Source organism: Ensifer sp. Root423 (assembly GCF_001426275.1).
GTDB lineage: Bacteria > Pseudomonadota > Alphaproteobacteria > Rhizobiales > Rhizobiaceae > Ensifer > Ensifer adhaerens.
The window spans coordinates 155,067-167,742 of sequence record NZ_LMEG01000007.1 but is presented as its reverse complement, the minus strand read 5'-3'; the positions used below and the strand labels follow the sequence as shown (position 1 = coordinate 167,742).

Here is a 12,676-nt window from a genome sequence, read left to right as displayed (position 1 = left end):
GAAGCCGATGACATAGACGCCCTTCTTCAGCATGCGCGCCGCCATCTCCTGGGCGAGTGCGGCATCACCGAGCATCACCGGGATGATCGGGTGGCCCTCACCGGCCAGCGTGAAGCCGAGCTTCGACATCTCGGTGCGAAACAGCGCCGCATTGGCATAGAGCCGCTCGCGCAAGGCATCGCCGTTGTCGATCAGGTCGAAGACTTTGAGCGAGGCGGCGGCAATGACCGGCGCCAGGGTGTTGGAAAACAGATAAGGGCGCGAGCGCTGCCTGAGCCAGTCGACCACTTCGGCCTTGGCCGAGGTGTAGCCGCCCGAAGCGCCGCCGAGCGCCTTGCCGAGCGTGCCGGTGATGATGTCGATCCGGCCCTCGACGCCACAATGTTCGGCCGAGCCGCGGCCGTTCTTCCCGACGAAGCCGACCGCATGGCTGTCGTCGACCATGACCATGGCGCCATATTTGTCGGCGAGGTCGCAAACGCCCTTAAGATTGGCGATGATGCCGTCCATCGAGAACACGCCATCGGTGGCGATCAGCTTGAAGCGGCTGCCCTCGGCCTTCTTCAACTCCTCCTCCAGCGCCGCCATGTCGTTGTTGGCGTAGCGGAAGCGCCTGGCCTTCGACAGCCGCACGCCGTCGATGATCGAGGCGTGGTTGAGCGCATCGGAGATGATCGCGTCCTCTTCGCCGAGCAGCGTCTCGAACAGGCCGCCATTGGCGTCGAAACAGGAGGAATAGAGGATCGTGTCTTCCAGGCCGAGGAAGGACGAAATGCGTGCCTCCAGCTGTTTGTGTTCCTCCTGCGTGCCGCAGATGAAACGCACCGAGGCCATGCCGTAACCGTAACGGTCGAGCGCCTGCTTGCCGGCCTCGGCCAGCTCTTCACTGTCGGCAAGGCCAAGATAGTTGTTGGCGCAGAAGTTGAGCACCCGCTCGCCCGAGGCGACCTTGATTTCGCCCGCCTGCTTCGAGGTGATCACACGCTCCGACTTGTACAACCCGGCCGTCTTCAGGCCCTCGAGTTCTAAACGGAGATGGGTGAGGAAGGCTGAAGTCATGGCGCTCTCGCTTCAAGAAAACATCGCGTGCCTGACGAGTATCATGACGGCTTTTGACTTGCAGCAAAATCCGGCGCTCGGCCGCATCCAGCGTAAAAACGACAGGCCATTTCAAGGCGCGATGGCGGGCCGGACATATTATGTCGCGAAGCGCTTCGCCACAGACATTTTCCGACGACGGAGACGCGGGGGCCTACCGCCTTCACCCGTCGAGATACCCGTCGATGACCGCCAGAAATGCCTCGCCGTAGCGTTCGCGTTTGCTTTCGCCGATACCGGGAATGTCGAGCAGTTCATCGAGGTCACGCGGGCGTTCCTTGGCAAGCGCAATCAAGGTCGCATCGGGGAAGACGACATAGGGCGGGACGTTCAGATCCTTGGCGATCGAGAAGCGCTCGGCGCGCAGCAGTTCGAAAAGTTCGAGATCGGACCCGGCCAGATCGGCCCGTTCGCGCTGCGATCCCGACTTGGCGCCGCGCGCCGCCTTGCCCGAGGTCGGGCGGTCCTTGCGGAAAAACACCTGGCGCTCGCGCTTGAACACCGCACGCGCCTCCGCCTCGAGCTTCATCGCGCCGAAGGCGGCATGGTCGACGCTGATCAGGCCCGCCGCCAGCAATTGCCGGAAGACCGATTGCCAGGTGCGAGCCGGCAGGTCCTTGCCGGCGCCGAAGACGGGCATGTCGACATGGCCGAAGCGCTCGGTCTTCTCGTTGACCGTGCCCATGAGCACATCGACCACGTGGCCGGTGCCGAAGCGCTCGCCGGTGCGATAGACCGCGGCCAGCGCCTTGATCGCCGCTTCCGTCCCGTCCCAGGTCTCGACCGGCTTCAGGCAGGTGTCGCAATGGCCGCAACGGCCGGGATGGGCCTCGCCGAAATGCGCAAGGATCGCCTGGCGGCGGCAGCCGGCCGTCTCGCAGATCGCCAAGAGCGCATTGAGCTTGCCGCGCTCGATGCGCTTGATGTCATCCGCCGCTCCACCCTCGTCGATCATCCGGCGGCGCTGCAGCACATCGGCCATGCCATAGGCCATCCAGACCTCAGAGGGCTGCCCGTCACGACCGGCGCGGCCGGTCTCCTGGTAATAGGCCTCCACCGATCCCGGCAGGTCGAGATGCGCGACATAACGCACGTCGGGCTTGTCGATGCCCATGCCGAAGGCGACGGTCGCAACGAGGCAGAGGCTCTCTTCTTTCAGGAAGGCGTCCTGATGCCTGTCGCGGAGCGCGCGGTCCATGCCGGCATGATAGGGTAGCGCCCGGATGCCTTGCGCGTTCAGCCATTCGGCCGTGTCCTCGACCTTGGCGCGCGACAGGCAATAGACGATGCCGGACGCCCCTTTGAAGCGGGAGAGAAAGCGCAGCAGTTGCTGGCGCGGCTGGTCACGCTCGACGATTTCATAGGCGATGTTCGGCCGGTCGAAGCTGGTGGTAAACACCTCGGCATTGCTGAGCGCCAGCCGCTCGACGATGTCGTCGCGGGTGTGCGGATCGGCGGTGGCAGTGAGCGCGATGCGCGGCACGCCGGGATAGCGCTCGGCTAGTAATCCGAGCGCGCGGTACTCGGGGCGGAAATCATGGCCCCATTGCGAAACGCAGTGCGCCTCGTCGATGGCAAAAAGCGCGATTCGGGCATTGCCTATGAGATCGGCGAAGCCGTCGGTGACGGTCCGCTCCGGCGTCACATAGAGAAGGTCGAGCGTGCCGTCGTGGATCTGGCGCCTGACCGCAATCGCCTCTTCGCGCGTCAGCGACGAATTCAGCGCAGCCGCATTGACGCCAAGCTGTTTCAGCGCCTCCACCTGATCGCGCATCAGCGCGATCAGCGGCGAGACGACGACACCCAATCCGGGCCGGCAGAGCGCCGGGATCTGGAAGCAGAGCGACTTGCCGGCGCCAGTCGGAAAGAGAACGACGGCATCGCCGCCAGCGGTCACATGCTCGACCACTGCCTGCTGCTTGCCGCGAAAGGCAGAATAGCCATAGACGCGTTTCAGCACGTCGAGCGGTGCCTGGCCGGCTTCGTCGAAGAGCTTGCTGGCAGCGCTTCTTGAGGGCGTCGCCCTTTCGACGAACTCCATCACATCTCCTTCGGGAATCAGCTTAGGCCATCATGGCCAGATGCGCAGGCAATGCCATAGCCCTTGCCGCAACTGAAGAGACAAGGGCTGTTTTTCCCCGCAGGCCCTGCTGCGCTTCACCGGGGATTGCCCCGACAGCTTGACCTTGATAACGCATCGGTACTTTAGTGGCGCGCAGAAATCGGGACGTGATTATGGCAAATATTCTAGCGGCGAGCGGCGGCGTCAAGCAGATCATCTGCATCAACTGGGGTACGAAGTACGGCGCACCGTTCATCAACCGGCTCTACGCCATGGTGGCGCGCAACATCACCCCGCCCTTCACCTTCACCTGCTTTACCGACAATCGCGACGGCCTGCGTCCGGAAATCCTGTGCGAGGATTTGCCGCCGCTGGACATCGGCGAAATGCCCAAGAACACGCCCGGCATCTGGCAGAAGTCACGGCTGTGGGGGCCGAAGCTCGGCAATCTCAAAGGCCCCGTCCTGTTCCTGGACCTCGACCTGGTCATCGTCGGATCGCTCGATGGTTTCTTCGAGGAGGGAGAACCGGACGACGTCATCCTCGCCCGTAACCAGACGACGCCGTTCGAGCGCCTCGGCCAGACCTCGCTGTTTCGCTATCCAGTCGGCAAGCTGGTGCCGTTGCAGGAGAAGTTCCGCGCCGACCCGCAAGGCATTGCCGACGAATACCGTTTCGAGCAGCGCTTCGTCACGCGCAATGCGCCGGGCGGGACCAAACTTTTCCCCCGCCGCTGGGTCCTGCATTTCCGGCAGGACTGCCGCCGGCCGTTCCCGCTCAACTTTTTCCTGGCACCCCGACTGCCCAAGGACGCGCGCGTCGTGCTGTTCCCGCGCAACCTCCTGCCGCAGCATGCGATCGAAGGCCGCTTCGGCAAGAAGGACAAGGTCTCCACCCCGCTTGGCCATATCCTCGGGCTGTTTGCATCCGACCGTTACGAGAAGAATGCGTTTCGCTATCTCCGGCACTACCTTCGCCCATCGCCATGGGTGGCCGATCATTGGCGCGAATAGTCGAGACTTCGCCGAGAACAGGCCTGCTTTCGCTGCGGGGAAAACCCAGCAGCTAGCGCGCCGCCGGCCCCTTCACGCGGCCTGAAAGCACGCCAAAGCCTTCGATGATCGCTTCCTGGTTTTCAAGCCGCGTCACTTCGTGCTGCACTTCCTGAAGCGTGCGCAAAAGCTGTGGCACGGCTTCGAGGTCGCCCTCCTCGGTCGCATGGGCCAGTTCGCGTTCGAGCTCGCGCACCTGCCAGTGCAATGCCTTCGAGCGCTGGTGCAGTGCCAGCGCCTGCAGATATCCTTCGCGGGCGTCCTCGGGCGCGGCCGCCGTTGTCGCGGTCCAGAGCCGCGCATAGCGGATCTGCTGGTCGATCGCGGCAATCAGCGCACCAAAACCCTCCGCCTGCAATTGTTCGAGCAGATCCTCGCGGTTCAACCGCGGCCCCTGCGCAGCCGCAGCGTTCAGCACCGCCGCCCAGCAGCGCTGCAGCTCGCGGTGGTCGAACTCGATCGTCGAGATCTCGTCATATTCGTCGAACAGCAATTGCGGATGGTTGACGATGGTGAGTGCCAGAACGCTCTCTCTCAGAAGCGGCGCCACCTGCTGTCCGCTGACCAGTGTCGAGCGCGCCAGCCGGTCGGAGATTGCCGTCGGCCCGCTCGCATTCGGCCCCCGTGGCTGACCAGCGCCGCGTGCTCCGCCGCCACCGCCCTGCCGGCCGCCGCGTTCAAACGGACGCCGCTCGCCCCGCCCTGCCCCTGAGGATTGCAGGAAGGCGTGAAGCCGGTCGCGCATGTCCTGGCCATAGTGCCGGCGCACGCTTTCGTCGGCGATCACGGATGTCACCTGCTTCAGCCGTGCTTCGAGCTCGGCGCGCTTTTCCGGCGTGTCGAAAGCGCCGCCCTGGATCTCGCGCTGCCAGACCATCTCGGCGAGCGAACGGGCGTTGGCGAGCACCTTGTCGAAGGGTCCACGGCCCTCCTGACGCACGAGGTCGTCGGGATCCTTCCCGTCCGGAAGCATGGCGAAGCGGACCGAACGGCCGGGCTTCAGATGCGGCAGCGCCAGGTCGACGCCGCGGTTTGCGGCACGAATGCCCGCCCCATCGCCGTCGAAGCAGAGCACCGGCTGCGACGTCATCTTCCACAAGAGATCGAGCTGGTTTTCGGTGAGCGCCGTGCCGAGCGGCGCAACGGCGTTTTCGACGCCCGCCTGATGCAGCGCGATCACGTCCATGTAGCCTTCGACGGCGATGATCGTTCCGGCCGCATCGTCCTGCCCGACGTCACGTGCGGCTCCTTGCGAAGCACGGCGCGCGCGGGCGAAATTGTAGAGCACGTTGCCCTTGTGGAAGAGCTCGGTCTCGTTCGAGTTCAGATACTTTGCCGGTGCGTCCGGCGACATGGCGCGGCCGCCAAACGCGATGACCTTCTCGCGCGACGACAGGATCGGGAACATGATGCGGTCGCGGAACCGGTCGTAGGAAACCGGCACGTCCGGCCCGTGCACCACGAGGCCGCAGGCCTCGATCTGTTCCTTGCCGACACCCTTGCCGGCGAGATGTTCCTTGAGCGCATTGCGGCTGTCGGGCGCGTAGCCCAAACGAAAGGTCTCGATCGTGCGCCCCGTCAGCCCGCGCTCGCGCAGATAGGCGCGCGCCTTGGCGCCGTTGGCCGTCTGGAGTTGGTCCTCGAAGTACGCGGTCGCCAGCTCCATCACGTCGAGCAGGCTTGTACGTTCCTTCTCCCGGCGCTCTGCCTGCGGATCCGGTTGCGGCATGGCAACGCCCGCCATGTCGGCGATCTGCTGCACGGCTTCGGGAAAGCTCAGGCCTTCGAGATCGGTGAGAAAGCGGAAGTGGTCACCCGAGACACCGCAGCCGAAGCAATGGTAGCGGCCCTTGCGGTCCTCGCAGTGAAAGCTCGGCGACTTCTCGCCGTGAAAGGGGCAGCAGGCCCAATAGTCGCCGCGCGAGACGTTGGTCTTGCGCCGGTCCCAGCTAACGCGCTTGGCAATCACGTCCGAAATCGGAACGCGATCGCGTATCTCGTCAAGAAAGGACTGTGAAAAGCGCATGGATACCTCTGGTCGATCCTCCATATAGGCGGCATGGCCGGCGGGCGCTACAACAGTGATCCTGCTTGCACGCTATTCACAGGAGCGAAACGGGAATCGCACGCCGGACGCCCAATCAAAAGTTGTGTATGAATATTTTCTGAAGACCAAAAGTAGCACTTGACACCCCTTTGACGAAAAGGATCAATTCGCCGTCTCGAATTGGATCACTTGCCATGGCCATTTCCGTCAAAGTGCTCGCCTCCAGTCCGGCTTTCTTCGGCGCGGTGCTGAGCTATGCGCGCGGCATGGTGGAGATGTATGCGGCAAACCCGCGGCTCGCCTCGATCTTTGCCTCGCAGCAGCGCTGGCTGATGGCCCAATCCGGGCTTGCACTTTATCACGACCGCGATCCGGATGATCCCTCGAGCGGTCTCTACAGCGGCCGTTTCATCAACTATGCCGTCATGCACGGGATCGCCAGCCGCAACACCGCGGCATCCTTCGTGCAGGAAATGGTTACCTACCGCTTCGCCCGCTACATCACGGTGCAGCCCGACAAGCGCAGCCGGCCGCTGGAGCCTACCGAGGCAGCGCTCGACTATGTCTGGAAATGGATGCAGTCCCATCTGGCCATCCTCGACGCCTTCGATGGCCAGTCGCGGCTGGCACGCCTAGGCGAAGAGCAGGACCAGTTCGGCCGGCTGCAGGCCGCCGTCGCCCACGCGCTTGTCGGCAACGACACGGTCCGTCGTCCAGGCCCGACCTTCGATCTCTTTACCTGGGTCAATTCCGGGGGCGTGGTGATGGACGATCTCTTTTCCCGCCTCGGCGCCTTCGACCCCGAGGCAGAGCGCCTCGCCATCGGGCCGGTTTCGCCGAGCGATCTCAGCGAACGCTTCATCATCTCCAAGACCCACCTCAAGCGGATCTTCGACAAGGCAGCCCTTTTGGGCAATATGGGGTGGGAGCGGTCGCCCGGACGCGGCGCGGTCTGGCTGTCCAAAGCCTTCATCCGTGAATACTGGGATTATCAGGCGGAGAAGTTCGCGCTCATCGATCGCGCATTCGAAGCGACGTTTCCGGCGAAAGCCGAGGTGGCGACGCCCGTCTTATCGCAACGGGCGGCGGCACTGACTTGAGCGGAGCTACTTGAGCAGTTCCTTCACCAGGCCGGAGGCCTTGGCGAAGTCCATCTGGCCGGGATAGCGCTCCTTGAGCACGTTCATGCACTTGCCCATATCACGCAGGCCATGTGCGCCGGTTTCGGCGATGACCGAGGCGCAGAGTTCCTTCACCTTTGCCTCCGGAAGCTGGGCCGGCAGGAACTGGTTGATGATGACGATTTCCTCACGCTCCTGCGCGGCAAGCTCCGGCCGGCCGGCGTCGTCGTAGATACGAGCCGATTCTTCGCGCTGCTTGATCATCTTGGCGAGGATCTGCAGGATGTCGTCATCGCTGACCGGGTCCTTGCCGAGGCCCCGATTGGCAATGTCCCGATCCTTGATCGCCGCCTGGATCAGCCGCACGGTCGAGGTACGCCGTGCGTCCTTGGCTTTGAGGGCTTCCTTCAGTGCGTTAGCGAACAGGTCGCGCATGTCCATACTCCATGTCAAAACCGGCCCGCGGTGCTCTGCCCGGAACCGGTTCGAAACCATCATTGTTATCGTCGTCTTAAACCAGTGTGACAGGCGCAATCAAACGGAATACGCAACCGCTTGAATTATAAGGAATTTTATTTCCCGACAATTCACAGCGGCCGGTTGACCCGGGTAAGCGCTTTGGGTATTTTCCCGCACCTGCACAACATCGGCATGAGAGCACTTTTCCGCGGGGTTTCCGCGCGTCCATGCCTGAGCAAAGAAATGGCGATCGACTGCCGGGCTTTCAAGCCCCCGCTTCGCGCCGCAACGGGATAGGAACGATGACCGCGACACCCGCATGGACCACTGAAAAACCAACCGCACTGCTCGTTCTGGCCGACGGCACCGTGATCGAGGGCAAGGGCATCGGCGCGACCGGCAAAGTGCAGGCGGAGGTCTGCTTCAACACGGCGCTGACGGGCTACCAGGAAATTCTGACGGACCCCTCCTATCTCGGCCAGATCGTCACCTTCACCTTCCCGCACATCGGCAACATCGGCGCCAATGACGAAGACATCGAAGACCTGACGCCGGCAGCACGCCACGGCGCGGTCGGCGTCATCTTCAAGGCCGACATCACCGAGCCGTCCAACTACCGCGCCGCCAAGCACCTCGACGCCTGGCTGAAGGCCCGCGGCATCATCGGCCTTTGCGGTATCGACACCCGCGCGCTTACTGCCTGGATCCGAGAAAACGGCATGCCGAACGCCGTCATCGCCCACGACCCCTCGGGCGTCTTCGATATCGAGACGCTGAAGAAGGAAGCCAAGGCCTGGAGCGGCCTTGAGGGCCTCGACCTTGCCAAGGTCGCGACCTCCGGCCAGTCGTCGCGCTGGGACGAGCAGCCGTGGGTCTGGAACGAAGGTTATTCGACGCTCGGCGAAACCGATGCCGCCTACCATATCGTCGCGCTCGACTACGGCGTGAAGCGCAACATCCTGCGCCTCTTTGCCGGCCTCAACGCCCGCGTCACGGTCATGCCGGCCACGACCAGCGCCGACGAAGTGCTGGCGCAGAAGCCGGACGGCATCTTCCTGTCGAACGGCCCCGGCGACCCGGCAGCAACCGGAAAATACGCCGTGCCGGTCATCCAGGACCTGCTCAAGACCGACATCCCGGTCTTCGGCATCTGCCTCGGCCACCAGATGCTGGCGCTGGCACTCGGCGGCAAGACCGAAAAGATGCACCAGGGCCACCACGGCGCCAACCATCCGGTCAAGGACCACACCACCGGCAAGGTCGAGATCGTCTCGATGAACCACGGCTTCGCGGTGGATTCGAAGTCGCTGCCGCAGGGTGTTGATGAGACTCACATTTCGCTCTTCGACGGCACCAATTGCGGCCTGCGCGTCGCCGGCAAGCCGGTGTTCTCGGTCCAGCACCACCCGGAAGCCTCTCCCGGCCCGCAGGACAGCCACTATCTCTTCCGCCGCTTCATGAACCTCGTGCGCGAGAAGAAGGGCGAACCGGCGCTCGCAGAGCGCTAAGCGACCGACCGAGACAAGCTTCGAAGGCCCGCTCCGAGCGGGCCTTTTCTTTTCGAGCATGCGCCTTCGCTGCCGCCCGGCCTCACTCTCCTGGCAGATGCGTGACGATGAAGTCGACGACGGCGCGAACCGACGGCAGTTGCCCGCGCCGATGCGGCATCAACAGCGTCGTCGTCACGCTGCCTGCCTCCCAATCGGCAAGCACACGCACAAGACTTCCAGCCTCGATTGCCGCCCGACAGATCTTTCTCGGTAGCGCGGTGATGCCAAGACCGGAGACGGCGGCCTCGAGCAACACGCTGGATTCGTCAGCGAGGAACCGCGGCATGGGGCGCACCCTGACGACCACGCCCGCGTCGTTGCGCATCGTCCATCCCTCCGAGGCCAGGGAGGCCAGCAGCCCGTCGTGGCGCGAAAGGTCGCTCGGTTCGCGCGGGTGCCCGCGATTTTCCAGGTAGGCGGGCGCTGCCACGAGCAGGATGGCATCGTTTGCCACCCGCCGCTGCACCATGCCGGAATCGGGCAGCGGTGCGAAGTGATCGCGCACCGCGATGTCGAAGCCCTCCTGCACCACATCGACGAAACGGTCCGTCGCGTGCAGCATCACCCGCATCTTGGGATAGGCCTGCGCCAGCGGCGGCAGCAGCCCCGCCAGCATCATCTGAGCCGTCGGCACAGAGGCGGTGATCCTCACCGTTCCGCTCGGTTCGGCAAGGCGCCCCTTGACGATGGCTTCGGCCGCCTCCGCCTCTATCAACATCGCCGAGGCATGCCGGTAGAAATCCTCGCCTATCTCCGTCACGGTGAAGCGACGCGAAGTTCGGTTGATCAGCCGGACGCCAAGCGTCTTTTCCAGCTCGGCCACGCGCTTGCTCAGCGTCGATTTCGGCACGTTCAGCGCCCGCGCCGCCGGCGCGAACCCCTTGTGATCGACCACATGGGCAAAGACGATGAAGTCGTTGAGATTGCGCATCGCGGGCCTCCAATGTCTACAAGCGTGGACGATACATCCACGTTTGCCCGTCTTACGCAATATCGTCCACGAAATTATCTCTTCCTCATCGAAGCCTGATATCGAAGGAAAAGACAATGGGTATCTATCAAAACAAGAAAGCCGTCGTCATCGGCGGCACGCATGGCATGGGTCTGGCGACGGTCGAGCGGCTCGTCGACGGCGGCGCCGAGGTGCTTCTGACCGGAAACAACGAAGAGAACCTCGCCCGGATCCAGCAGCGCTTCGGCGACCGCGTTCATGCGGTAAAGTCAGATATCGCCGATCTCGGCGAGATCGCTGTGCTCGGGGCGACGGTCGGGCAGAAACTGGGTTCGATCGATCTCCTGCACGTCAACGCCGGCACATCGCTGCTCGAGCCATTCGACCAGGTGACGGAGGCCTCCTACGATCGCCAGTTCACCATCAACACCAAGGGTGCCTTTTTCACCGTCCAGCGGCTGGCGCCTCTGATCCGCGACGGCGGCTCGATCGTCTTTACCTCGTCGGTTGCTGATGTCGGCGGCCATCCGGGAATGGCGGTCTATAGCGGCAGCAAGGCGGCGCTGATCTCGTTTGCCTCCGTCTTTGCCGCCGAGCTTCTGCCGCGCCGCATAAGGGTCAACTCGGTCAGCCCCGGCTTCATCGATACGCCGACCAAGGGCGTGGCGGGCGTCACCGACGCCGAACGTGCCGAGTTCAAGGCGCTCGGCGATGCGATCACCCCGATGGGCCGCAACGGCACGGCGGACGAAGTCGCCCGCGCCGTGCTGTTCCTCGCCTTCGATGCCACCTTCACCACCGGCGCACGCCTCACCGTCGACGGTGGCCTCGGCCAGCAATTGTCGCCGGCGGCCTGAAGCGGGCCAGAGCGGGGAACCAGGAGCGGAGAATCACGATGTCCAAATCCATCGCCATCATCGGCCTCGGCGCCATGGGCACGGCACTTGCCAAAACCCTCATCGACGCGGGCAACACCGCCACCGTCTGGAACCGTACGTCCGCGCGGGCCGACGCGCTGGTTGCCCGCGGCGCTCGCCGGGCAGCAACGGTCACCGAAGCCATTGCGGCCAGCGATATCCTCATCCTATGCCTCACCGACTACGCCGCTGTCGAAACGACGCTGGCAGATGTCGGCCCCATGCTCGCAGGCAAGACCGTCATCAACCTCACCAACGGTCGCCCGGATGAAGTCCGGGCGGTCGCGGCCCGCCTTGAAGCGTACGGCGCACGCTATCTCGACGGAGGAATCATGGCGACGCCGCCGATGATCGGCACACCGGATGCCTTCATTCTCTGTAGTGGCAGCGCCGATGCTTTCGAAAAAACCAGGGAGCAATTGGCCGCCTTCGGCCAGAGCCACTATCTCGGCGAGGATCCTGTTCTCGCCGCGGTCAGCGACCTCGCCTTGCTGTCGGCGATGTACGGTCTCTTCGGCGGCTATCTGCACGCAACGGCGCTCGCCGGCAGCGTCGGCTTCACCGCGAAGCAGTTCCTGCCGCTGGTCGAGCCCTGGCTTGCCGCGATGATGACGGCGCTGCCTGATTATGCCGAACGGATCGACAGCGGCGACCACGGCCGCGACGTGATGTCGAACCTCTCAATGCAGTCGGTGGCGATCACCAACATCGTTGCCGCAAGCCGCAGCCTGGGCATCGATCCGGCCTTCATGGAGCCGATCGAAAGGCTGGCAAAAAAGCGCCTCGCCGCCGGCTTTGGCAGCGACGAGGCCTCCGGCCTCATCGAGGCGATGCGGGGCAAATAGAGGGCGGCCCCAGCGGTCCGGATGCAAGCGCACGCCGATGATGCTCGCCAGCGCGCCGCAAGCAAACAACAAGCAGATGGCCCGCGGTCGAAACGCCGCGGGCCATCTGCTTGTTGTTGACCCTCGGCCACCCTTCGCGCATCCTCACCGCAACTGGAGGTGACGATGATTACAGGTCCACAGTGCCGCGCCGCCCGGGCGCTGATCGAAATTTCGCGCGAAATGCTTTCGAGCTTTTCCGGCATCGACGAGGAGACGATCCTCAAGTTCGAGCGCAAGCTGGAGAAACCCGGCGACGCCGTGATCCTCTCGTTGAAGCATGCGCTCGAAAATGCCGGCGCGGTGTTTCTGCCGGAGGGCGAACGCGGCATCGGCGTACGGCTGAAGTTCACCCGCTCCGAGGCCCGCCGCCTCTCGATCCTCGAAAGCGAGGGTGGCATCGTTGGCGACGACGAGGTTCCCGGCGCCTGAGAATGAGCCCTAATTTCAAGACCTTAGCCGGCTGACTTGAATCAGGATGACCAACGGTTGAATCGCTTTACGAACGAAAAACCCGCCGTTGCCGGCGGGTTC

The 12,676-nt window shown here is 63.8% G+C and carries 11 protein-coding genes; 6 read left to right on the top strand and 5 right to left on the bottom strand.

The window, feature by feature from the left end:
• On the bottom strand, positions 1-1,059 hold a 1,059-nt coding region (locus tag ASD01_RS10145), incomplete at its 3' end, for a glycine C-acetyltransferase (RefSeq protein WP_060643901.1).
• A gap of 202 nt (positions 1,060-1,261) precedes the next feature.
• Positions 1,262-3,139, bottom strand: a complete 1,878-nt coding sequence (gene recQ, locus ASD01_RS10140) for a DNA helicase RecQ (RefSeq protein WP_034788661.1) — start codon at positions 3,137-3,139, stop codon at positions 1,262-1,264.
• Between the two features lie 194 nt (positions 3,140-3,333).
• Between recQ and ASD01_RS10135 the strand changes: the two genes are divergently transcribed.
• Positions 3,334-4,173 (top strand): glycosyl transferase, encoded by an 840-nt coding sequence (locus tag ASD01_RS10135; protein ID WP_210338234.1) that lies wholly within the window; start codon positions 3,334-3,336, stop codon positions 4,171-4,173.
• 52 nt (positions 4,174-4,225) lie between these two features.
• Here the strand turns inward: ASD01_RS10135 and dnaG are convergent, their stop codons facing one another.
• Entirely contained in the window at positions 4,226-6,238 is a 2,013-nt protein-coding gene (gene dnaG / locus ASD01_RS10130) for a DNA primase (RefSeq protein WP_034788664.1), read from the bottom strand.
• A 215-nt stretch (positions 6,239-6,453) separates the two neighbouring features.
• On the opposite strand from dnaG, the gene ASD01_RS10125 reads away from it, so the two are divergent.
• Positions 6,454-7,359, top strand: a complete 906-nt coding sequence (locus ASD01_RS10125; RefSeq protein WP_034788667.1) for a hypothetical protein — start codon at positions 6,454-6,456, stop codon at positions 7,357-7,359.
• A gap of 6 nt (positions 7,360-7,365) precedes the next feature.
• Here ASD01_RS10125 and ASD01_RS10120 read toward each other — a convergent pair whose 3' ends face one another.
• Complete coding sequence (locus ASD01_RS10120) at positions 7,366-7,815, bottom strand: GatB/YqeY domain-containing protein (RefSeq protein WP_034789028.1); 450 nt, start codon at positions 7,813-7,815, stop codon at positions 7,366-7,368.
• Positions 7,816-8,141: 326 nt separating this feature from the next.
• Here ASD01_RS10120 and carA point away from each other — a divergent pair, with 326 nt between their 5' ends.
• Entirely contained in the window at positions 8,142-9,347 is a 1,206-nt protein-coding gene (gene carA / locus ASD01_RS10115; protein ID WP_034788670.1) for a glutamine-hydrolyzing carbamoyl-phosphate synthase small subunit, read from the top strand.
• Between the two features lie 82 nt (positions 9,348-9,429).
• Here carA and ASD01_RS10110 read toward each other — a convergent pair whose 3' ends face one another.
• Positions 9,430-10,320 (bottom strand): LysR substrate-binding domain-containing protein, encoded by an 891-nt coding sequence (locus ASD01_RS10110; RefSeq protein ID WP_060528892.1) that lies wholly within the window; start codon positions 10,318-10,320, stop codon positions 9,430-9,432.
• 116 nt (positions 10,321-10,436) lie between these two features.
• Here ASD01_RS10110 and ASD01_RS10105 point away from each other — a divergent pair, with 116 nt between their 5' ends.
• The 3 genes from ASD01_RS10105 to ASD01_RS10095 all read left to right on the top strand — a co-directional run bounded on the left by ASD01_RS10105 (position 10,437) and on the right by ASD01_RS10095 (position 12,574).
• Positions 10,437-11,198: an SDR family oxidoreductase gene (locus ASD01_RS10105; RefSeq protein WP_034788675.1), complete on the top strand. Its 762-nt coding sequence runs from the start codon at positions 10,437-10,439 to the stop codon at positions 11,196-11,198.
• 38 nt (positions 11,199-11,236) lie between these two features.
• On the top strand, positions 11,237-12,103 hold the full coding sequence (locus tag ASD01_RS10100) for an NAD(P)-dependent oxidoreductase (protein ID WP_060528891.1): 867 nt from the start codon (positions 11,237-11,239) through the stop codon (positions 12,101-12,103).
• Between the two features lie 165 nt (positions 12,104-12,268).
• Positions 12,269-12,574, top strand: a complete 306-nt coding sequence (locus ASD01_RS10095) for a hypothetical protein (RefSeq protein WP_034788680.1) — start codon at positions 12,269-12,271, stop codon at positions 12,572-12,574.
• The last annotated feature ends 102 nt before the right edge of the window (positions 12,575-12,676 follow it).

Excerpts from the sequence above, each read along its gene's own strand:
- recQ (WP_034788661.1), bottom strand. The coding sequence starts at position 3,139 with ATGGAGTTCGTCGAAAGGGCGACGCCCTCAAGAAGCGCTGCCAGCAAG.
- ASD01_RS10135 (WP_210338234.1), top strand. The coding sequence starts at position 3,334 with ATGGCAAATATTCTAGCGGCGAGCGGCGGCGTCAAGCAGATCATCTGC.
- dnaG (WP_034788664.1), bottom strand. The coding sequence starts at position 6,238 with ATGCGCTTTTCACAGTCCTTTCTTGACGAGATACGCGATCGCGTTCCG.
- ASD01_RS10125 (WP_034788667.1), top strand. The coding sequence starts at position 6,454 with ATGGCCATTTCCGTCAAAGTGCTCGCCTCCAGTCCGGCTTTCTTCGGC.
- ASD01_RS10120 (WP_034789028.1), bottom strand. The coding sequence starts at position 7,815 with ATGCGCGACCTGTTCGCTAACGCACTGAAGGAAGCCCTCAAAGCCAAG.
- carA (WP_034788670.1), top strand. The coding sequence starts at position 8,142 with ATGACCGCGACACCCGCATGGACCACTGAAAAACCAACCGCACTGCTC.
- ASD01_RS10110 (WP_060528892.1), bottom strand. The coding sequence starts at position 10,320 with ATGCGCAATCTCAACGACTTCATCGTCTTTGCCCATGTGGTCGATCAC.
- ASD01_RS10105 (WP_034788675.1), top strand. The coding sequence starts at position 10,437 with ATGGGTATCTATCAAAACAAGAAAGCCGTCGTCATCGGCGGCACGCAT.
- ASD01_RS10100 (WP_060528891.1), top strand. The coding sequence starts at position 11,237 with ATGTCCAAATCCATCGCCATCATCGGCCTCGGCGCCATGGGCACGGCA.
- ASD01_RS10095 (WP_034788680.1), top strand. The coding sequence starts at position 12,269 with ATGATTACAGGTCCACAGTGCCGCGCCGCCCGGGCGCTGATCGAAATT.